This is a genomic window from Rhizobium sp. NPDC090279 (genome assembly GCF_044769665.1).
GTDB lineage: Bacteria > Pseudomonadota > Alphaproteobacteria > Rhizobiales > Rhizobiaceae > Rhizobium.
The window spans coordinates 343441-364495 of record NZ_JBIVYI010000004.1; the positions used below are offsets into that span (position 1 = coordinate 343441).

Consider the following 21055-nt stretch of genomic DNA (forward strand, 5'->3'; position numbering starts at 1 on the left):
CGACATGCGGTGACTCGCGCACAGGGCTTTTCCCGCGGCGTTCAGCGTGGCATAAGCCTATAAAAAACATGGCCAACGAAAGACAGGAAAGCATGGGGCAGGATCATATCCGCTACGACATTTTGGCACAGGACGCCCTGCGTGGAGTCATCCGCAAGGTGTTGACCGAGGTCGGCGCCTCAGGCCGCCTGCCCGGCGACCACCATTTCTTCATCACATTTCTGACAGGCGCTGCCGGCGTGCGTATTTCGCAGCACCTCAAGGCGAAGTATCCCGAGCAGATGACCATCGTCATCCAGCACCAGTTCTGGGACCTGAAAATCACCGAGAGCCTGTTCGAGATCGGCCTGTCCTTCTCCGACGTTCCGGAAAAGCTGGTCGTCCCGTTCAATGCGATCCGCGGTTTCTACGACCCCTCAGTCAATTTCGAACTGGAGTTCGACGTGCCTTTGGCCGACGACGAGGAGGAAACCACCTCCGGCGAGATCACTGCCTATCCGGTGCCTGTCGAAGGCGAGGAAGCGCCGGCTCCGGCAGCCAAGGAAGGCGAGGAAAAGAAGCCGGGCTCAGTCGTCTCCCTCGACTCGTTCCGCAAGAAGCAGTAGCCATATTGGGGGGAGCATCTGCCTCCCCTTTCCACATCGGTAACAGGAAGAGCTCGATGAGCGCGGAAATCGTCAATCTGCGCCAGTTTCGCAAGAAGCAGGCCCGCTCGGACAAGGAAAAGCAGGCGGAGCAGAACCGCATCGCCTTCGGGCGAACCAAGGCTGAGAAGAACCTGACGACGGCGCTCAACGAAAAGACCGCAAAGGCGCATGATGCGGGTCGAATCGAGACCGAGAAGACCGAAGACTAGTTTCGGCCTTCAGATAAAAAACTTCAGAAATCAGTTGCTTACTTCCGCATTTTGAATCACTTTCGTAAATATCCCTCCATTTCCGATTTTTGATCGATCCGCCGATGATCCGTAAACATTCCGCGACGCTGCATGGCCATCGCACGAGCTTTTCCCTTGAGGATGCCTTCTGGACAGAACTGAAGGCTATCGCCAATGCGCGTGGCACGTCGCTCGCAGCGCTGATCTCCGAGATCGACGACGGGCGCGAGGCCGGCAGCAACCTCTCCTCCGCTCTCCGTCTTTATGTCCTCAAATGGCTGAAGGATCGCAACTGACGAGTTGCACGGGGGCTCACGACTCCATCGCGAGCACGCTTCACCCACCCAATATGGATCGGTTCGCGATTGCCCAGCCTATTGGGTGCCCAGCCTATTGGGCAACTCCCGGCAATTCATTGAAGTTCAAAGGTGCCGTCGTCTGCGGAGCCGGATTGTTGGATGCCGGCGGACGCTGAGCTTCGGCCCTGGCTCGCGCGTCGGCAGCAGCCTTGGCCTTGGCTGCCTCCTCCGCTGCCTGCTTGGCGCGCGCCTCTTCTTCGACCTGCTTTTGCGCGGCCGCCTGGCGGGCCAGATCGCGCAGCCGCTCCTCTTCCGCGCGACGCTGCTGCTCGATGGCGGCATCGCGCTGGCGCTGGGCCTCGCGCACGCCTGCTACATATTTATAGAGCCCCACCTCACGCCGCAGCCGTTGCTTTTCAAGCACATTGGCCTGCAAGCGCTCAACGCGGCGGCGCTCGCGCTCGAATGCGCGAACCGATAGGAAGCTGGTGACGTCGGTGACATCCATCGTCCGGCCAGGCGCTGCCAGCGGTCCGGCGAAATCAAGGCGCAAGGCCGGCTCCGCCCCGCTCTGCGCTTCCGCGCCGGCATTGAAATCAATGCCGAAAGACCCGCGCATACGCTCATCCGGCAGGCTGATTTCCGCATTGCCCGAGAGCTTTGCGAGATCGTTGCCGGTTGCAATATTGGACGCCCGCACCACACCCGTTGAAATGTTGAAGGGAATGCTCGTGGCCGGAAGGACAGCCTCGCCATTGTTGAGCAGCGTCTGCACGATCGGAAATACCTTGGCGGCGGTAATATCGCCTTGAATCTGATCCGTCGCCGAAAGCAAAGGCGGCAGGATAGAGAGATTGAGGCCACGCACATGCGTCTCGCCGAGCTTGATTTCTCCCGAGCCGCTGGCATTGGCGGCAAGGTCGGCAATGCTCTTGCCGCTCGCTTCGGCATTCATCGCAAGACCGAAGCGACCGGTGGCAAGTGGCGCCCCGTCGCGCTGCCAGGCAACGGCGGCAAGATCGCCATTGGTGAGACTGAGCTTCGTCTGCAGAAGGCCCGTACCGTCCGAATTGGCGAGCATTGCGCTGCCGCTCAGCGTGCCGCCGTTCCAGCCGCCCGTCAGGTCGTTCAGCCGCAACTCCTCGCCCCTATAGGCGGCATTGGCGGTGAAGTTCGAGATAGGGCCGAATATGCCGGGCCATACCTGCTTTGCCGAAAGCTTGACGCCGATGTCCATCCCGCTGAAGGCAGGCAAGCCGAGCTTGTCCTTGTTGAGGGCACCCGTTTTCGGATCGCTTATCGGCCCGTAGATGGCTTCCGCCAGCCAGTCGAGATCCACCTTGTCGAGCGCCAGTTCGCCCGATGCCTTGAGGTTCTGCGCCTTCCGATCAACGGTCAGCGTGCCGGACATGTTGTTGTCGGCAAACAGGCCCTTCATGTCGGAAAACACGATCTTGTCCGGGTTCAGCGCGGCATTGGCCTGGAATTTGACCGGCAAGCCAGAGCCCATCTGCGGAATGCCGATGCCGTTCATGACGAAATAGGGATCAATGTCAGCGCTGTCGAGCGATAGCGCCAAGTTGCCGTTGAGGAAGGTGGCGGGACGCACATCGACCTTGCCGTTCGCCGTGAACGACGTCTTGTCGGTCGCAAACGTCAGTGAGGCATCGGCCGGATCGGTGCCATTCGCAGATACTTTCAGCGTCAGGCGGCCGTTGGCGTCGGCCTCGACCGGCAGCGGATCAAGGCCCGCCTGACCGAACAGGATCGACGTCACCGAATTTTCCAGTGTTCCTTCCAGGGTCGTGGTGCCCTTGCCGGTGAAAGCCGAGAGATCCGACATGCGATAATCGAAATTGACGCGGCTGCCGTTGGAAACGCCGGCGAGCGTGACGGTCAGCGCATTGTCCTGATCGCCGCCAAGCGTCACCGCGCCGCGAAGCGCCGTGTTTCCATACCAGGCGGCATTGCGCACCAGCCGGTCCATGACGGGGTGTTGCGGCAGATGCTGGCGCAGCATTTCAAAAAACGGCCCCGGATCGGCGGCCTTGAAGGTGATCTCTCCCGATCCCTTGTAGTCGGAAGGCGAACCATCGGCGCGGCCCGTGGCGGTGATTTCGGCGCCGGCGACATTGCGCACCGAAAGCTTGTCGAGCGTCAGCGCACCGTCGGCTATCGAGAAGGAGGTATCGACATTGTCGGCCGGCACGCCGAAGGCCATGAACTTGTCGGCCTGCAGATGCGCGGTGATCCGGTGATCGAAGAGAGATTCGCCGGTATCCTGTCCCGTAAACAGCCCGGTCAGCGCCCTGAGTGCGTCGAGGTCGAGCGCGTCGCCGGTCAAGTCGACGGCAAGCTTCGGCGGGGTCTTGTCCGTCCCGCTCTGGCGATCAAGCCGGCCTTTCAGCGTAGCCGGGCCGATTGCGATCTCCAGATTGTCGAAACGCTGTTCTTCGCGCCGCAGGCTGACATCGGCAGAAAAACCGGCCTGACGCAACTGGCGGATCGCCGGATCGACGGACCCGACCAGCCACGAAGCCAGGCCGGAGGGCTGGTTGGACGCGACGACCAGATTGCCGATGAAATTCGGCTCGCCCTGTAGCATCAGATTGCCGCGCGCCTCGACCTGGGTGCGTCCGGGCATCGTGCCGATGGCATGGTCGATCTTCCATCCCGTCCCCGCCGGCTCCAGATCGAGCTGCACGTCGCGTATAGTCGTATCGCCCGCGACGATTGCCGGCAGCCTGAAGGTCGCCTTGCCAGGAACCTGCGGCACCGGGATTTCGGCGGCGATCGCAATCAGGCTGTTCAGACGCTGACGCACCGAGATCGCCGGATTCCGATTGGTCTTGCCGTTGGAACCCTTGTTGCCGCCGAGGCGGTTGACGTCGATCTGTTGCCCATCGGCCGTCAGCAGGAATTCCGGCTTGGAACCGGTATCGAGTGTCGCCTCGCCGGTGACCACATAAGGATCGTCGTCGGCGCCGACTTCGAGACGGTATTCGGGAACACGAATGCGATCATTCGTCAGCTCGAAACGGCCCTTGATGCGAGGCTGCGCCTTCTGATCGGCAGAATCACGGGCTTGCTTGTCGTTGACCCCGGCCGTGAAGGAACCCATGTAGTCGGGCTTGCTGTTGACGAGTTTCAGTTCGCCGTCGAGATCGACATTGAGGGGATGGCGATCCGGCATTAGCCTGGTTCGGACGCGCAAGACGCCGTTGTCGTCAGGCTGGCTGCTGGAAATGGTGAAATTGCCATGCTCGTTGTCGAGTGCCGCATCGCCCTCGATGCGCCATGGCCCGGCAAGCGACCTCGCCGACATCTGGGCGTTCAGGCCGGTGACATGCCGCGTTCTGCCCGTTTGCTCGTCGATGAAGAGAATATCGCCGTCTTCGACGTGAACGCTTTCGAGCACCACAGATTTCGCCGGAATTTCCGGCTGGCTGCCGCGCATCCAGTCCAGCGTACCGTCCTTCAGCAACCGCAGCCGCACCTTGGGCTTCGATACGCGCATGTCGAAGATCAGCGCTTCGCCGGAAAGGAAAGGCGCGAGTTCGGCATCCATGGAGAATTCGTCGATCTGCACGAGCGGCGTCCCATCGGCCTCCTGGCCGACGCGGACATCGTGCAGCGTCACCGATGGGAACGGCAGGAGGCGGGCATCCACGGTGCCGTGAACGGTCACCTTCTTGCCGATTATGCGGCTTGCCTGATCCTCGAAATTCTTGCGAAAATCGGTCCAGTCTATGAAGAGCGGAGCGAGCAGCGCCACGAACAGCACCACCACGAGCAACCCACCCAGAAAAACCAGGACCCTACCTAACAACGCGTATCGTCTCCAATCTTCATTCCCAACATGAGCCAAGCCGTCGCTTGTCAGAGCGCATACACGACATAACCTAGAATATGCACAGTTCTACCCGATCCCTGCCGATCACAGCAGTTCTTTTTAAGAGGTATGCCACCCCATCTAGCGCATACATGTGGCTTTTCGTGACAAAAACCGGAAAAGAGCGGCTGCAGCCTAGCCTCATTCGCGCGCGTAGCAAGCCAAGATCATGAAAATATTCCATCTTTCAGTGCCTGCGGAATATCTTTCCGGGATTGAAGATGGCATCCGGATCGAGCGACTCCTTGATCTGATGCATCAGATCGACCGCAGCGCCGAGTTCCTGTTCGAGAAACGCCATCTTGCCCTGCCCTATCCCGTGTTCGCCCGTACACGTGCCATCCATGGCGAGTGCACGCGCATTGAGGCGCCCAACGAAATCCTCGACGACGGCGATGCCTTGCGGAGTCTTGTCGTCGAACAGGACAAGCACATGGAAGTTGCCGTCGCCTGCATGACCGACGATCGGCGCCAGCAGGCCATGCGCCTCGATATCGGCCTGGGTCTCCGCAACGCATTCCGCCAGACGTGAGATGGGCACGCAGACATCGGTCGACAGGGCGGACAGCTCCGGCGCGAGCGCGCGGCAGGCCCAATAGGCATCGTGGCGGGCCTTCCAGAGCTTGTTGCGCTCTTCCGCATTGCTCGTCCAGAGGAACTCGCCCCCGCCGCACTCCGCCGCGATCTCGGCAAACTGCGCCGATTGTAGCGCGACGGTCTCGTCCGTGCCATGGAATTCGAGAAAGAGCGTCGGCTTCTCATCATAGGTCAGGCCGGAATAACGATTGCACGCCCGTATCTGTACGGCGTCGAGCAGCTCGATGCGGGCGACGGGAACACCCATCTGGATCGTCATGATGACGGCATCGCAGGCCGCCTTGATATCCGGAAAGGCGCAGGCGCCGCCGGCGATCTTCTGCGGAATGCCTTGCAGACGCAGCGTGATCGAGGTCAGCACGCCGAGCGTGCCTTCAGCGCCGACGAAAAGCCGTGTCAGATCGTAGCCGGCCGATGATTTCTTGGCGCGTCGCGCGGTGCGGATTTCCTCGCCATTGGCGGTAACCACGGTCAGGGACAACACATTGTCCTTCATCGTCCCGTAGCGCACCGCATTCGTGCCCGAGGCGCGCGTCGATGCCATGCCACCGATCGAAGCATTGGCGCCCGGATCGATCGGAAAGAACAATCCGGTGTCGCGAAGATAGGTGTTGAGCTGCTCGCGCGTGACGCCGGGCTCGACGATACAATCCAGATCCTCGGCATTGACTTCGAGAATGCGGTTCATACGGCTGAAATCAATGGAAATTCCGCCCTGCGGCGCATTGACCTGACCTTCGAGCGAAGAACCCATGCCGAAGGGAATGACCGGAACCTTGTGTTCTGCGCAGGCATTGACGACGGCCCGCACATCCTCGCTGGTTTCCGCAAAAACCACACCGTCAGGAAGCTGCGGCGGGATATAGGTCGTCGTGTGGGCGTGCTGGGCGCGAAAGCTTTCGCCGGTCTGGAAACGCTCCCCGAAAGCCTGTTTGAGAATGCCGAGAACGGCCGATATCCCCGCCTCGTTGCGTGCTCCCGCCTTCGCATCAGCCAGAACCATAATCCGAATCTCCCATCGCGATCATCCAAGGGCGTTAACCCTCTTGTCGGTTCTATGGGACATCGGCGCGGCGCTGTCCAGTCATGAAAATAAACAGCAATTGCTGTGCCGTCCTACCTCTCAAATCTTTGATCCGGATCGATTTCGGCGGCGCGGGCAGCCGGCTGTCCTGATGAACAGCGCGAGCAGGAAATCGCCCATTTTTTTAGCAGAATGCCGAGCAAACTGATCATCGGCGATAAACTTCCCTGATGCCGAGCTCAGTAATCGGCGGAGCGCCGGCATTACTCCATCGACTGGCATGGGTCTTGCTTTTTGCCTTGCAGCTTTCACACAGCCTGATTGGAAGGATTTTCGATGAAGCGCAGACAATTGCTCATGGCACTCGGCATCGCGATGGCCGCGATGGGATCGCTTTCCGCCCCGCATACGGCTCGGGCGGATGCCCTGAGCGACATAACCTCGCGTGGCACGCTCCGCGTCGCCGTTCCGCAGGACTTCCCGCCCTTCGGCAGCGTCGGCACGGATATGGCGCCAATGGGCTATGACATCGACATGGCCAACCTGATCGGCGAAAAGCTTGGTGTGAAGACCGAGCTTGTGCCGGTCACCAGCGCCAACCGTATCCCCTATCTGCAGACGAACAAGGTCGATCTGGTGATTTCGAGCCTCGGCAAGAACGCCGAGCGTCAGGCCGTCATCGACTTTTCCGATGCCTATGCACCCTTCTTCAACGGGATCTTCGGCCCGGCCGACACTGCCGCCGCCAAGCCGGAGGATCTTTCCGGCAAGACGATCGGCGTCACCCGTGGCGCCATCGAGGATCTGGCGCTGACGAAGGTCGCGCCACAGGATGCGACGATCAAGCGCTACGAAGACAATAACGGCACCATCTCGGCTTTCCTCTCCGGCCAGGTACAGTTGATCGCCACCGGTAACGTCGTGGCGGCAGCGATCCTTGCCAAGAACCCGCCGAAAAAGCCCGAGATGAAATTCCTCATCACCAACTCCCCCTGCTACATCGGCCTGAACAAGAGCGAGCCGGCCCTGCAGAAGAAGGTCGATGAAATCATTGCCGCCGCCAAGGCCGATGGAACGCTGAACAAGATCTCGCAGAAGTGGCTCGGTGCCGACCTTCCTGCCGGCTTCTGATCAACGCGCGACGGACCGCACCGCTAACTGGCTGTGCGGTCCGTCCGAGCGAGGCATCTTCCCATGCGCTATCATTTCGACTTCGGCTGGCTCGCCGAATATTACCCGGTCCTGATCAAGGGCGTCCTCGTCACCCTGGAGCTGACCCTGATCGGCGCCGTGCTAGGCATCATCCTCGGCATCGCCTGCGCCTGGGTGCGCGCGCTTGGCCCGCGCTGGCTCAAGCCCCTTGTCGCCACTTATGTCGAGCTGATCCGCAACACGCCCTTTCTGATCCAGCTGTTCTTCATCTTCTTCGGCTTGCCCGGCATCGGCGTCCAGATGAACGAGATGACGGCGGCCAATCTCGCTATGATCATCAATCTCGGCGCCTATAGCTGCGAGATCATCCGTGCCGGCATACAGGCAACGCCGCGCGGCCAGTTCGAGGCCGGCGCCAGTCTCGCGATGACACCATTCGAAACCTTCCGCCATGTCGTCCTCGTGCCCTCCCTGCAACGCATCTGGCCGGCGCTGTCGTCCCAGGTCGTCATCGTCATGCTCGGCTCGTCGGTCGTCTCGCAGATCGCGGCGGAGGATCTCACCTTCGCGGCAAACTTCATCCAATCACGCTCATTCCGTGCCTTCGAAGCCTATTTCGTGTCCACGGCGATCTATCTGGTGCTGGCGATCCTGCTACGGCAGGCACTTGCAGGCGTGGGCGCATTGATCTTTCCACGCAGGGCCAGCCGATGATCCAGTTCACCACATGGGATATTCTTCGCGGCCTGCTGCTGGCCACACGCTGGACGATACTTCTGTCGCTGGTCTCCTTTGCCGGAGGCGCCATCGTCGGCGCGACGCTGCTGTTCCTGCGCATCGGCAAGCGCAAGGCCGGCCGCATCGCCGTCAAATACTTCGTCGAGCTGTTTCAGGGCACGCCGCTGCTGATGCAGCTCTTCCTCGCCTTCTTCGGCCTCGGCCTGTTCGGCATCGACGTGCCGGCATGGCTGGCCGCCGGCGCCGCCCTCACCCTCTGGTCGGCAGCCTTCCTCACCGAAATCTGGCGCGGCTGCGTCGAGGCGGTCGCCAAAGGCCAATGGGAGGCCTCCGCCAGCCTCGGCATGGGTTATTTCCAGCAGATGCGCTACGTCATCCTGCCGCAGGCGCTGCGCATTGCCGTGCCGCCGACGGTCGGCTTCTCCGTTCAGGTCGTCAAGGGCACGGCCCTCACCTCCATTATCGGCTTCGTCGAGCTGTCAAAGGCCGGCACCGTCATCACCAATGCGACCTTCCAGCCATTCACCGTCTATGGCTTCGTCGCCCTCATCTATTTTGCCCTGTGCTGGCCGCTGTCGAAGAGCAGCCAGATCCTGGAAAGGAAGCTCAATGTCGCTCATCGAGGTCACTGAAGTCCGCAAGAGCTTCGGCAGCAACGAGGTTCTGAAAGGCATCAATCTTGATGTCGAGCCCGGCGAAGTCATCGCCATCATCGGCAAGAGCGGTTCGGGAAAATCGACGCTGCTGCGCTGCATCAACGGGCTGGAGACGATCAACGACGGTTCGATCTCGGTCGCAGGTGCGCAGCTCCTGCCCGATGACTTACACTTGAAAGCGCTCCGGCTGAAGGTCGGCATGATCTTCCAGCAATTCAATCTGTTTCCGCACCTGACGGCGGGACGCAACGTCATGTTGTCGCAGATGGTCGTCAAGAAGATCGCCAAGGCCGAAGCGGAGGCCATGGCGCGGAAAATGCTCGATCGCGTCGGTCTCGGGCACAAGTTCGACGCCTATCCGGACGAGCTCTCCGGCGGCCAGCAGCAACGCGTCGCCATTGCCAGGGCACTCGCCATGCAGCCGATCGCGCTTCTCTGCGACGAGATCACTTCCGCACTCGACCCGGAGCTGGTGGCAGAAGTTCTCGCCGTTGTGCGCGAACTGGCAGGTGAAGGCATGACGCTGCTGATGGTCACGCATGAGATGAAATTCGCCCGCGATGTCTGCTCCCGCGTCGTCTTCATGCATCAGGGCCGGGTTCACGAAATCGGCCCACCGAGCGACGTGTTCGCCAACCCGCAGACGCCGGAACTCAAGCAGTTCCTCGGCCACCACTGAAAGCCGGTCAGCCTCGTTGTCCGGCTGCTCGCACCATCCCGCTCCATGCACCCGGTGCGATGCCGAAAGTCTTTTTGAAATGCCGAGTCAAATGGCTTTGATCGGCAAAGCCGGTGGCAGCGGCGACTTCGGCGATCGACTCGCCGCTGCCGATCAGGAGCTTCGCCTGCTGCAACCTGCGCATCAGCAGGAATCGATGCGGGCTGGTGGCGAAGGCAGCGCGGAAATGCCGGGCGAGCGCGAAACGATCGAGGCCGGTGATGCGCTCGAGTTCCTGTGAGTCCACGCCGCGCGTGACATGCGCCTCGAGATAGTCGCGGGCGGCCTTCACCTGGCCCCAGGCGATGCTGCCTAGCGGCCTTGGCGGCAGACGCGCGTGTTGCGCGAGACCATCCGCCAGGCGGGATACGAAATCGTCGACGAAGAGGTCATCCAGCTCACGATCGAGTTCGCCCAGCGCCGCCAGCAGCAGCCCGGCGAGCCGATCATCCCTAACGATCGGATCGTCGACGAAAGGCAGGCCGATACGTGCCGCCTCCAGGCATTGAAACAGTACCGAAGGCTCGAGATACAGCATGCGGTAAACGAGCCCGTCCTCGGTCGCAGCTCCGCCATCGTGCAGTTCGTCCGGATGAAGGATAATCACCCGCCCCGGCAGGCTGTAGCGCTGCTCGCCACGGTAACGGAATGTCTGCACGCCCCGCATGGTGACCCCGAGCGCATAGGTATCGTGCCGATGCAGATCGAAGGCATCGCCGCGGAATTGCGCCTGGATGCGCTCGATGCCGGGATAGGCGGGTGCCGACAGGATGCGGTTTGCCTCCGGCGTCACGCACAAACGTTCAAGACCCTCGAAGATCTGTCCGGCTACATCCTTTTGCAATGTCCCATTCTCAGACTGCATGAAAGTGACCATCGATGTTCGATACGAAAATCGCGATCGTTTTGCGAAGCGACCTTCAATCCTGGCAAAAGCTGAACGTAACTGCCTTCCTGTCGACAGGCATAGCCGGACAACATCCTGACATCATCGGCGAAGCCTATCGCGATCGCAACGGCAACGTCTACAACGCATTGTCGATCCAGCCCATCATCGTGCTTTCGGCCGACCAAGAGAGTATCGCCGCCATTCATCGCCGCTCGCTGGAACGCGGCGTCACCTCCTCTGTCTTCATCGAGGAAATGTTCTCGACCGGTCACGATGTCGCCAATCGCGCCGTCTTCTCCGAATTCGCGCCCGACGACGCCAAGGTTGTCGGCATAGCCATCCGCGCTGATAAGAAAATCGTCGACAAGATCACCAAGGGCGCAAGCATGCACGCGTGATAAATGCACATAAGAAAACGGCCGGATCGCAAGATCCGGCCGTTTTCGTTGAAAGGGCTTAGCCGTTCTGGGTGATCGGCGCGATCTGGATCTCGACGCGGCGGTTCTGGGCGCGGCCGGCTTCGGTCGCATTGGATGCAACCGGCTGCGACGGGCCGAAACCGATGGCCGACATGCGGCGCTGATCGATACCCTGGCTGCCGAGGTAGGAGGCAACCGAGCCGGCTCGCCGTTCGGACAGATCCTGGTTGTGCTGCAGGCTGCCGGTCGAATCCGTATGGCCGTTGACGTCGATCAGCGTGCGGTTGAACTTGCGCAGAACGATCGCGACCGAATTCAGCGTCGCGAAGAATTCCGGCTTGATCGCATCCTGGTCGATATCGAAGGTGATTGCCGACGGCATGTTCAGGATGATGCGGTCGCCAACGCGGGTCACCGAAACGCCGGTTCCCTGCAGCTGCGCGCGCAATTCGGACTCCTGCTGGTCCATATAATTGCCGATGCCCGCACCTGCGAGCGCCCCGACGCCAGCGCCGATCAGCGCTGCATTGCGGCGCGAAGACGGCGAATGACCGATGAGAAGGCCGGCCACAGCACCAACGCCCGCACCGAGTGCCGCACCGCCTGCCGTGTTGGAGACTTTCTGCTCCCCTGTATAGGGGTCGGTGGTCGTGCATGCGTTCAAAAAGGCTGCCGCTAGGGCAAGAATGGCAATTTTCTTGATCATAGAATCGTCGCTCTCCGGTTCGATGGCCGCAGCAGATATGAAGCATTGCGGCAATATCATGAAGAGAAATCTTATCCGGACCTTTGTCCCCTGTGCATAGAGCATCGGCGAAGCTTTTGAGGGTGCCGGCTCATCCGGAAAGGCGGAGCCGTCCATCTGCCGGCCTCCCCACCCCCCAACGGCAATCAGCGATTCTGGAAGAGTTGCAGAACCGTATTGTAGCTCGCATTGGCAATCGAGAGCGATTGCAGCCCGAGTTGCTGCTGGGCTTGCAGCGCCATAACCTTGCTCGACTGCTGCTCCATATCGGCATCGACAAGTTTGCCGACACCGCTGGTCAGCGAATCGTTGAGATTCTTGGCGAACTCGGTCTGAAGGTTGATGCGCGCTTCGAGGGAGCCGAAGGCGGACCCGATTGTCTTGAGCTGGTTCAGCATTCCCGTCACGGTGTTCACCATGTCGACGATGGCGCCCCGGGTCGTATTCGCATCGAGCGAGATTTCCACCTGGCCGCTCGTATTGCCGTTCTGGCTGCTGATAAGCACGTAGTTCTTGGCAGCACCTGCCTCCGTCGCGAAGGAGGTCGAGGTCAGCACGCCATATCCGCCGGTGCCACTTGACTGATCATCGATCAGATAACGCGCATCGGCCGATGTGATCGGGCCGGTCGTCGAGCTCACGCCTGCATAATTCAGCATGCCGATCGTAACCGTTCCGTTGCTGCCGCGAATGAGAGAGCCCGGCACTTCATGCGGAGCGGTCGGATCGGTGCCGTCCCGCAACACGGTCCAGTTGACACCGTTGAAGGTCGCCGACTCCCCCACGCTGCGCAGCTGCTGCTTGAGCTCGGTGAGCTCGTCATTGAGCGTCGTCTTGTCGACGCTGGTCTCATAAGCGCCGACAAGCTTCGTCCTGATCTCAGTCACGACGTCGATTGCGCTGCTGACACCCGTGGAGGCGGTGCTGACGGTGGAAGCGGCGAGACCGAGCGCATCCTGAACCGACGAAATCGCGCCGATGTCGGTATGCGTCAGAGTCGAGATTTTCCAGTATGTGGCATTGTCTTGAGCCGATTGCACCCGCAGGCCGGATGACATCTGCCGTTGGGCATTGCCCAGTTTGATTTGGGTGTCCCTCAGCACTTCCAGTGCTGTATTCACGGAGGGACTAACCCTGATGAAGGTCGAAAAAACACTCACGACACATGAACTCCGGACGCAACAATACGCAACAGATACAAGGAAACATTGGAACCTTGCCGCGGGCGCTCATGCGCGCGGGCCGAGCGTGTCGGCGAACGGGGAGCAAGGCAAAAACAACACCTTCGCTCCAGCGGTTACATGCCGCTATGATTAGCAAACATACTTAATAAAGCGCTAAGCGACACGCTTGATTCACCATAAATAAGCGCAGGAGCGGCAACAGGCGCAACCCGCCCGTGCCCGCCCTATTCCGCGGCCCTTAGATTCGCGAGCTTCGAGCGCAGCGCCGCGTCAGACATCTCGTCATGCAGACGTTGCTCCTCGTGCGTCTGCGGCTTTGCAAAACGCGCAATCAGCAGATAGGCGACCGGCGTGATGTAAAGCGTGACCAGCGTCGCGAACCCGAGGCCGCCGACGATGACCCAGCCGAGCGCAATGCGCGCCTCGGCACCGGCACCTGCGGCAAAGACGAGTGGTACGCCACCGAGAATGGTCGCGATCATCGTCATCATGACCGGCCGCAGGCGTAGCGCGCAGGCTTTTTCGATCGCCTCGCGCACGCTTTCGCCCTTGTCGCGGAGCTGGTTGGCGAATTCGACGATCAGGATGCCGTTCTTCGCCATGACGCCGACAAGCAGCACCAGGCCGATCTGGCTGTAGATGTTGAGGCTCGAACCGGTGATGACAAGCGCAAAGACGGCACAGGCGAGGCCGAGCGGCACTGTGGACATGATGATGACCGACGACAGCACGCTTTCGAATTGCGCGGCCAGCACCAGGAAGATGATAACGATGGCAAAGCCGAAGGTGAGCGCCATGCCGCTGGAGTTTTCCTCCAATGTCGCCGCTTCGGCGAGCGGCATCAACCGCGCACCGGCCGGCAAGAGCGGCGTGGCGATCCGTGTCACCTCGTCGACCGCCTGCCCGAGCGACATGCCGTTCTTGAGCCCGACGGTGATCGCGACGGAAGCCAGCTGCTGCTCGCGGGTCAACTGCGGCGCAACCGCATTCTCCTTCAGCGACGCAATAACCGACATCGGCACGATCTTGCCGTCGGCGGTCTTCAGGAAGACGTTTTCGAGATCCGTGGGATCGTCGATCGGCCGCATCGTCGACGTCAGCAGCACCGGATAGGATTCGCCGGCGACGAACACGTCGACCACCGAACGCCCCTCAAGCAGCGACTGCAGCGCGATCGAAAGGCCCGCAATATCGACCCCAAGATCGGAAGCGCGCTCCCGATCGATGGTAACGGAGACCTGGGCCTGTGTCGGCTCGTTGTTGAGCCGTGGCGTGTCGAATCGGCCTGTCTTGTCGAGTTCCTCTACCAGCTTCAGCGCCGCCTCGGTCAGCGCCTCGTGATTGTTGCCGATGAGAGCCATTTGCAGGCCGCTGCCGGCGCCGCGAATTCTCAGGCTGTTGGCCTGGATGACATTGCCGCGAAGCGCCGGCACGCCGGCCATGGCACGGTTGATGTCAGTGACGATGTCCTGCTGCGTACGATGGCGCTCGCTCCAGGGCGCCAGCGTCAGCACCATGAAACCGCTGTTCTTCTGGCTGTTCATGCCTGATATCGCATAGATATTTCTTATATCGCCGCTATCCATCAGCGGCTGCAGCCGCTCTTCCACGCGCTGCAGCTGGTCCTTCGTGTAATCGAGACCGGCACCCTGCGGCGTGGTGAGACGCAGCATGACCATCGCGCGGTCCTCGCTAGGCGTCAGCTCGCTTTTCACGTTCATGAACGCGAAAACAGCGGCGGCTGAAAACGCCGCGCAGAAGACGATGACAACAAGAGGCGCATTGAGACAGGCCTTGAGCGTACGGCGATAGACACCGGAGAAAAGCTCGCCGAAACGCCCGAGCGCGCCATGCTCCTCGCGCATCTCCTTGGTCAGCATCCGCGAGGCGAGCATCGGGCACAGCGTCAGTGCCACGATCGACGAGAGGCCCACGGAGAAGGCAAGCACGAAACCGAACTCACGGAACAGGCCACCCACCTGCCCCGGCAGGAACGACAGCGGAATGAACACGGCGGCAAGCGTCGCCGTCGTCGCGATGACCGCGAAGAACACCTCCCGCGTGCCGAGCACGGCGGCCGCCCGCGGCCCGATCTTCTCGGCTCGACGGCGCACGATATTCTCCAGCACGACGATGGCGTCGTCGACCACGAGGCCGGTCGCAAGCACGATCGCCAGCAGCGTCAGAATATTGACCGAGAAGCCGACCATATAGAGCGCGGCAAGCGTGCCGATGAGCGCCACCGGCATGGTGACGACCGGGATCAGCGTCGCCCGCCAGTCGCGCAGGAAGAGATAGATGACCGCCGTGACGATCAGCGCCGACAGCACCAGCGCCAGCACGACTTCATGGATCGCACCCTGAATGAACAGGGCGTCATCGCTCGTCACAACGATGCGCGTACCGTTAGGCAGCGATTTCGACAGCTGTGCGACGACCGCCTTCACGCCTTCGGAAATATTCAGCGTGTTCGACTGCGCCTGGCGGATGATGCCAAGACCGACGCCCTGTACGCCGTTCGAGCGGAGTGCCGTCGTGCCGTCCCGCGGTCCGAGTGTCACGGTCGCGACATCGGAAAGCCGCACGCGATCCTTAATGATCAGCCGGGAAAAATCCTCCGGCGTCTGCAATGCGGCCGTGGCACGCACGACGATATCCTGACGCGCGCTCTTCAACGATCCGGCCGGCACGTCGAGTGCGGCGGTCGAAAGTGCCGTCGTCAGATCGCCGATCGTCAGGCCACGCCCGGCAAGCGCCGCCTGATCGACATCGATGCGGAAGACCTTCTCCTGATCGCCATAAAGCTCGACATCGGCGACGCCCTCGACCGAAGCGAGCCTGTCCCGGATTTCCTTGTCGACGAGTTGCGTCAGGTCGTCCATCGTCATCGTGCTGGACGTGACGGCGAGGCGCATGATCGGCTGCGAGTCCGAATCCGCCTTGACGATCTGCGGCGCATCCGCCTGATCGGGCAATTGTTCGGCGATGCGGCCGATGGCGTCGCGGACATCATTGGCCGCAACCGAAAGATCGGTGGCGTCGGAAAACTCCAGCGTCACCCTGCTCTGGCCGAAGGACGAGCTTGAAGAGACCGATTTCAGACCGCTGACGCGAGCCACCGCCCCTTCGATGATTTTCGTCAGCTCCTGATCGACGGTCTGCGGCGATGCACCGTCGAACACGGTTCTGACAGTCACGACAGGACGATCGACATCAGGCAGTTCGCGCACCTCGACGCCGAAATAGGCGGCAAGACCGGCAACCACCATCAGCGTATTGAAGACCAGCGCCAGGATCGGCCGCCGCACGAAGAGTGCGGTAAAGGACTGCTTGGCAGCAGCCGAGCCGGCATTCGTCGCGTCATCGCCATCCGTCATCATTGGGTAATGACCTCCCTGGCGTCGGCGACATCACGGGCAAAGCGAACCGCGCCGCCCTCGGTCACGCGCTGCAATCCTTCGATGACGATGAGATCGCCATTGTGGAGTTCGCCTCTGACCAAAACGGCATCGGGATTGCGCTGCACGATGCTGACACGCACTTTCCTCGACTTGCCGTCGACAACGCGCCAGACATGAGCGCCCGCGCCATCCCATTGCACGGCCAGAGGATCGACGGAGGGGTAGGATTCGCCGGCAAAGCGCATGCCGACATTGAAGGACATGCCGGCACGCAGCTCGTCGGAGGCATTGTCGATGCGGGCGCGTACGCGCAGCGTCCGGCTCGCGCCATCGACACGATTGTCGATCGCCTCGACGGCACCCGAAAACGCACGCCCCGGCAGCGCCACAGACGTCGCTTCCACCGACTGATCGACCTTGACGGTATTGGCAAAGCGCTCCGGCACCCAATAATCCACCAGGATTTCCGAGCGGTCGTCCAGCATGACGATGTTGGTCGCCGTCGTCACGTTGTCGCCGACGACCACAGGCACGATACCGACGATACCGTCGATCGGCGCGACGACATCGCGACGCTTCAGCGCCAGCTCAGCCGATTGCAGCGCGAGCTTGGCGCCCTGCTCGACGATCTCGGCATCGAACACATCCATGCGCGAAACGGTGGATTTGATATTGCGGTAGAGCTGGGATTTTTCGACAGCGCTCTTCAGCGCCACTTCCGCCTGGCCACGGGCGATGATCTGCTCGTCGTCGTCGAGACGCGCCAGCACTTGGCCCTGCTTGACCCTGTCGCCGGACTTGATGAGGATTTCCCGGATCGTGCCCGCCGCCTGCGGCATGACGACCACCGAACGGATGGCATCACCGGTACCGATCGCGCTCAGGCGATCGTTGACGATGCCGCTGACCACAGGTTCGGTCACGACAAGCGGTATGTTCTGACCGCGCCGCCCGCCGGAGCTTGCCTTCGTCTCTGTTTTCCCGTCGGCCGCGTCATCGCGCGGTGCGATCCAGGCCACGACGGCTTCGGGAACACCGACCTTCTGCAGCAGGCCTGCCGCACTCGGCACGAAGGCCACGACAGCGGCAATGCCGGCTGCCAGCAAGAAAAAAGACAAGGAAAGCTGCTTCCAGGCGGTCATGCACGTCTCCGGCTCGTTGTGTCAGAGGCGATGAAATCGCGTCGTTGGTTTTCTGTACGGCCCCTCTCACCCAGCGCACTTAACCGGGGGCCAAATTCGGATCAGCCGGCTCTATAAAGCAAGATTGTGCCCGATTTGCTGCAATATCGTGTCTTTGAGCATATGCGGCAAGTTTTGCCACAGATTATGACAAAGTTGCAATCTCGGCGCGGACAACGAGACGTTTCAGCGGCGCCTCGGTCGATCCATTCCGATATGAAAAATGGCCTTCCCGCGGGCATTTTACCCTGTGAATGTGCACTTTTTGTTCTAGTTTCGGCCCGTTTCTTTTGCCTTTCAGGGTAGAATCATTACATTGGACCGCATGACCATTGGACATGACGATATTCCCTTCTTTGACGAGGAGCCGGAGCACCTGGCGCCGCGACGCCCCGCACCGGCTGCCGGCGGCATCGGCGGCGGCATTGCCGCCCGCGCCATGGCGGCACGCGACAGCGGCCGCCGGCCGGACTATCTCTCGGGCCTCAATGCCGAGCAGGCGGAAGCTGTGGAAACACTCGACGGCCCCGTTCTGGTGCTTGCGGGCGCCGGCACCGGCAAGACGCGCGTGCTGACCACCCGCATCGCCCATATCCTGTCCACCAACCGCGCCTTCCCCAGCCAGATCCTCGCCGTCACCTTCACCAACAAGGCAGCACGCGAGATGAAGGAACGTATCGCGCTGCTCGTTGGCGGTGCCGTCGAAGGCATGCCCTGGCTCGGCACTTTCCACTCGATCGGCGTCAAGCTGTTGCGCCGTCATGCCGAACTGGTCGGCCTCACCTCCAGCTTTACCATTCTCGATACCGACGATGTCATCCGCCTGATCAAGCAATTGATCCAGGCGGAAGGGCTCGACGACAAGCGCTGGCCGGCCAAACAGTTCGCCGGCATGATCGACACCTGGAAGAACAAGGGTCTGAGCCCGGCCGAAATTCCCGAGGGCGATGCGCGCGCTTTTGCCAACGGCAAGGGCCGCGAACTCTATGCCGCCTATCAGAACCGCCTGAAGACGCTGAACGCCTGCGACTTCGGCGATCTTTTGCTGCATCCGATCAATATGTTCCGGCAGAATCCTGATATTCTCAAGGATTATCACCAGCGCTTCCGCTACATCCTGGTCGACGAGTATCAGGACACCAATACGGCGCAGTATATGTGGCTTCGCCTGCTGGCGCAGCGGCCGAAGGGCGAGCTGCAGAATGTCTGCTGCGTCGGCGACGACGACCAGTCGATCTATGGCTGGCGCGGCGCGGAAGTGGACAACATCCTTCGCTTCGAAAAGGATTTTCCCGGCGCCAAGGTCATCAAGCTTGAGCGCAATTACCGCTCCACCGAGCATATTCTCGGTGCCGCCGCGCATCTGATCGCTCACAATGAGGGCCGGCTCGGCAAGACTCTGTTCACCGATCGCTCCGATCCCGACGACGTCAGGGTGCAGGTACACGCCTCCTGGGACTCCGAGGAGGAAGCCCGCGCCATCGGCGAAGAGATCGAGCAGCTGCAGCGCAACAAGCACAATCTCAACGACATCTCGATTCTCGTGCGCGCCTCCTTTCAGATGCGCGAATTCGAAGACCGCTTCGTCACGCTCGGCCTGAACTACCGCGTTGTCGGCGGCCCTCGTTTCTATGAGCGCCTCGAAATCCGCGATGCCATGGCCTATTTCCGCCTCGTCTGCCAGCCGGCCGACGATCTCGCCTTCGAGCGCATCGTTAACACGCCGAAGCGTGGCCTCGGCGACACCACCGTGCGCGCGCTGCATGATTATGCCCGCGCCCGCGATATTCCGATGCTGGCGGCGGCGACCGATATCATCGAAACCGACGAGATGAAGCCGAAGGCGCGCAAGGCACTGTTCGACGTCGTGCAGTCCTTCCGCCGCTGGCAGGGCCTGCTCGAAAACACGCCGCATACCGAGCTTGCCGAGCAGATCCTCGAAGAGTCCGGCTATACGGACATGTGGAAGAACGACAAATCGGCGGAAGCGCCGGGACGCCTGGAAAACCTGAAAGAGCTCATCCGCTCGATGGATAGTTTCGAATCCATGCGCGGCTTCCTCGAGCACGTGTCGCTGGTCATGGACGCCGAGCAGAACGAGAATCTCGACGCCGTCTCCATCATGACGCTGCACTCCGCCAAGGGTCTGGAATTCGACACGGTGTTCCTGCCCGGCTGGGAGGAAGGCTTGTTTCCGCATCAACGCTCGCTCGACGAAAGCGGCCGGGCAGGTCTGGAGGAAGAGCGCCGCCTCGCCTATGTCGGCATCACCCGCGCCAAGCGCCGCTGCCACATATGGTTCGTCTCCAACCGCCGTATCCACGGCCTCTGGCAATCGACCATCCCCTCCCGCTTCCTTGACGAGCTGCCGGAAACGCATGTTCAGGTCGCTGAAGTCGAGCAATCCTATGGCGGGTATGGTCGCGGCGGCTACGGCCAGTCGCGTTTCGACAAGGCCGAGCCCTTCGCCAATTCCTATTCGACGCCCGGCTGGAAGCGCGCGCAGGCAAACCGCAACGACGCAACCCGCGACAATTGGGGCAGCCGCTCGGGTCACGCCGTCGAACGCATCGGCTATGGCGAAAGCGGCCCGAAGGTGCGCACCATCGACGGCGAGCTGGTGGCCAAATCCACCTCCACCGAACCCTCGAAATTCACCATCGGCGACCGCGTCTTCCACATCAAGTTCGGCAACGGCAATGTCTCCGGGATCGAAGGTAACAAGCTGACGATCGAATTCGACCGCGCCGGGCAGAAGCGCGTGCTGGACGGGTTTGTGGAGAGGGTTTGATCGGAAAAAGCGGGCCATCTGGTTTGGGACTAGAGGGTCGAGCCCCGTGCAATCGCAAGGATCAGGCTGATCGAGAAGACAAATCCCGATTGGCGAGACTTAGACCGTGAGCGCTGGTGAAACCTCACGCCCTGCGAGCACCTGCTTATCCCGGTCCTTCAGCCACAATCCAAATTCCTTGACCACGGCCACCACCTTCTCCAACCGGCGCCCATCCCCTGTCAACGAATATTCAACCTTCACCGGAACCGTCGGATAGACCGTGCGGCGGATAAGGCCTGCCTGCTCCAACGCCCGCAGATCAAGCGTCAGCATTCTTTGCGAGATGCCGGGCATCAGCCGCCGCAACTCGTTGAAGCGCTTGGGTTCATCGACCAGGTAGGAGACGATCAGCAGCCGCCAGCGCCCCCCCAGCAAATGCATCGCCTCCTCGACTGAACAGCCCGTGACGGTCTTTTTCATTGCGCATACCTCATGCGCAAGCTGGTATAA

17 protein-coding genes are annotated in these 21055 nt (G+C 61.1%); 9 read left to right on the forward strand and 8 right to left on the reverse strand.

Annotated elements, in window-relative coordinates; translation table 11 throughout:
* Positions 1 to 92 precede the first annotated feature (92 nt).
* The 3 genes from ACIQWP_RS12365 to ACIQWP_RS12375 all read left to right on the forward strand — a co-directional run bounded on the left by ACIQWP_RS12365 (position 93) and on the right by ACIQWP_RS12375 (position 1173).
* A complete protein-coding gene (locus ACIQWP_RS12365; RefSeq protein ID WP_402787585.1) occupies positions 93 to 605 on the forward strand; it encodes an SspB family protein in 513 nt (170 codons plus the stop codon).
* A gap of 56 nt (positions 606 to 661) precedes the next feature.
* Positions 662 to 856: a DUF4169 family protein gene (locus tag ACIQWP_RS12370; protein WP_402787079.1), complete on the forward strand. Its 195-nt coding sequence runs from the start codon at positions 662 to 664 to the stop codon at positions 854 to 856.
* Between the two features lie 104 nt (positions 857 to 960).
* Entirely contained in the window at positions 961 to 1173 is a 213-nt protein-coding gene (locus ACIQWP_RS12375) for a ribbon-helix-helix domain-containing protein (RefSeq protein ID WP_041677915.1), read from the forward strand.
* A gap of 94 nt (positions 1174 to 1267) precedes the next feature.
* Here ACIQWP_RS12375 and ACIQWP_RS12380 read toward each other — a convergent pair whose 3' ends face one another.
* Positions 1268 to 5005: an AsmA family protein gene (locus ACIQWP_RS12380; protein WP_402787085.1), complete on the reverse strand. Its 3738-nt coding sequence runs from the start codon at positions 5003 to 5005 to the stop codon at positions 1268 to 1270.
* A gap of 250 nt (positions 5006 to 5255) precedes the next feature.
* Positions 5256 to 6668 carry an FAD-binding oxidoreductase gene (locus tag ACIQWP_RS12385; protein WP_402787088.1) on the reverse strand — a complete coding sequence of 471 codons (1413 nt, stop codon included), beginning with the start codon at positions 6666 to 6668 and terminating at the stop codon, positions 5256 to 5258.
* A 357-nt stretch (positions 6669 to 7025) separates the two neighbouring features.
* Here ACIQWP_RS12385 and ACIQWP_RS12390 point away from each other — a divergent pair, with 357 nt between their 5' ends.
* From ACIQWP_RS12390 to ACIQWP_RS12405, 4 genes are all read left to right on the forward strand, one after another.
* On the forward strand, positions 7026 to 7820 hold the full coding sequence (locus tag ACIQWP_RS12390; RefSeq protein ID WP_402787091.1) for a transporter substrate-binding domain-containing protein: 795 nt from the start codon (positions 7026 to 7028) through the stop codon (positions 7818 to 7820).
* 63 nt (positions 7821 to 7883) lie between these two features.
* Positions 7884 to 8555 carry an amino acid ABC transporter permease gene (locus ACIQWP_RS12395; protein WP_402787094.1) on the forward strand — a complete coding sequence of 224 codons (672 nt, stop codon included), beginning with the start codon at positions 7884 to 7886 and terminating at the stop codon, positions 8553 to 8555.
* On the forward strand, positions 8552 to 9211 hold the full coding sequence (locus ACIQWP_RS12400; RefSeq protein WP_402787097.1) for an amino acid ABC transporter permease: 660 nt from the start codon (positions 8552 to 8554) through the stop codon (positions 9209 to 9211). The genes ACIQWP_RS12395 and ACIQWP_RS12400 overlap by 4 nt, the downstream gene beginning before the upstream one ends.
* Positions 9189 to 9914, forward strand: coding sequence for an amino acid ABC transporter ATP-binding protein (locus ACIQWP_RS12405; RefSeq protein WP_402787100.1), 726 nt, complete (start codon positions 9189 to 9191; stop codon positions 9912 to 9914). The genes ACIQWP_RS12400 and ACIQWP_RS12405 overlap by 23 nt, the downstream gene beginning before the upstream one ends.
* Positions 9915 to 9921: 7 nt before the next feature.
* Here the strand turns inward: ACIQWP_RS12405 and ACIQWP_RS12410 are convergent, their stop codons facing one another.
* Complete coding sequence (locus ACIQWP_RS12410) at positions 9922 to 10797, reverse strand: AraC family ligand binding domain-containing protein (RefSeq protein ID WP_402787103.1); 876 nt, start codon at positions 10795 to 10797, stop codon at positions 9922 to 9924.
* Between the two features lie 35 nt (positions 10798 to 10832).
* Between ACIQWP_RS12410 and ACIQWP_RS12415 the strand changes: the two genes are divergently transcribed.
* The gene (locus ACIQWP_RS12415; RefSeq protein WP_402787106.1) at positions 10833 to 11240 is read left to right on the forward strand and encodes a DUF2000 family protein; all 408 of its coding nucleotides are present in this window, start codon (positions 10833 to 10835) and stop codon (positions 11238 to 11240) included.
* A 58-nt stretch (positions 11241 to 11298) separates the two neighbouring features.
* Here the strand turns inward: ACIQWP_RS12415 and ACIQWP_RS12420 are convergent, their stop codons facing one another.
* From ACIQWP_RS12420 to ACIQWP_RS12435, 4 genes are all read right to left on the reverse strand, one after another.
* A complete protein-coding gene (locus ACIQWP_RS12420) occupies positions 11299 to 11967 on the reverse strand; it encodes an OmpA family protein (protein ID WP_402787109.1) in 669 nt (222 codons plus the stop codon).
* A 185-nt stretch (positions 11968 to 12152) separates the two neighbouring features.
* Complete coding sequence (locus ACIQWP_RS12425) at positions 12153 to 13166, reverse strand: flagellin (protein ID WP_402787112.1); 1014 nt, start codon at positions 13164 to 13166, stop codon at positions 12153 to 12155.
* Positions 13167 to 13414: 248 nt separating this feature from the next.
* Positions 13415 to 16567 carry an efflux RND transporter permease subunit gene (locus ACIQWP_RS12430; protein WP_402787588.1) on the reverse strand — a complete coding sequence of 1051 codons (3153 nt, stop codon included), beginning with the start codon at positions 16565 to 16567 and terminating at the stop codon, positions 13415 to 13417.
* On the reverse strand, positions 16567 to 17733 hold the full coding sequence (locus tag ACIQWP_RS12435; protein WP_402787115.1) for an efflux RND transporter periplasmic adaptor subunit: 1167 nt from the start codon (positions 17731 to 17733) through the stop codon (positions 16567 to 16569). Before ACIQWP_RS12435 ends, ACIQWP_RS12430 begins: the two co-directional genes overlap by 1 nt.
* A 364-nt stretch (positions 17734 to 18097) precedes the next feature.
* Here ACIQWP_RS12435 and ACIQWP_RS12440 point away from each other — a divergent pair, with 364 nt between their 5' ends.
* The gene (locus ACIQWP_RS12440; protein ID WP_402787118.1) at positions 18098 to 20563 is read left to right on the forward strand and encodes an ATP-dependent helicase; all 2466 of its coding nucleotides are present in this window, start codon (positions 18098 to 18100) and stop codon (positions 20561 to 20563) included.
* A gap of 99 nt (positions 20564 to 20662) precedes the next feature.
* On the opposite strand, the gene ACIQWP_RS12445 is transcribed toward ACIQWP_RS12440, so the two are convergent.
* The gene (locus tag ACIQWP_RS12445; RefSeq protein WP_402787121.1) at positions 20663 to 21025 is read right to left on the reverse strand and encodes a winged helix-turn-helix transcriptional regulator; all 363 of its coding nucleotides are present in this window, start codon (positions 21023 to 21025) and stop codon (positions 20663 to 20665) included.
* Positions 21026 to 21055: the final 30 nt, after the last annotated feature.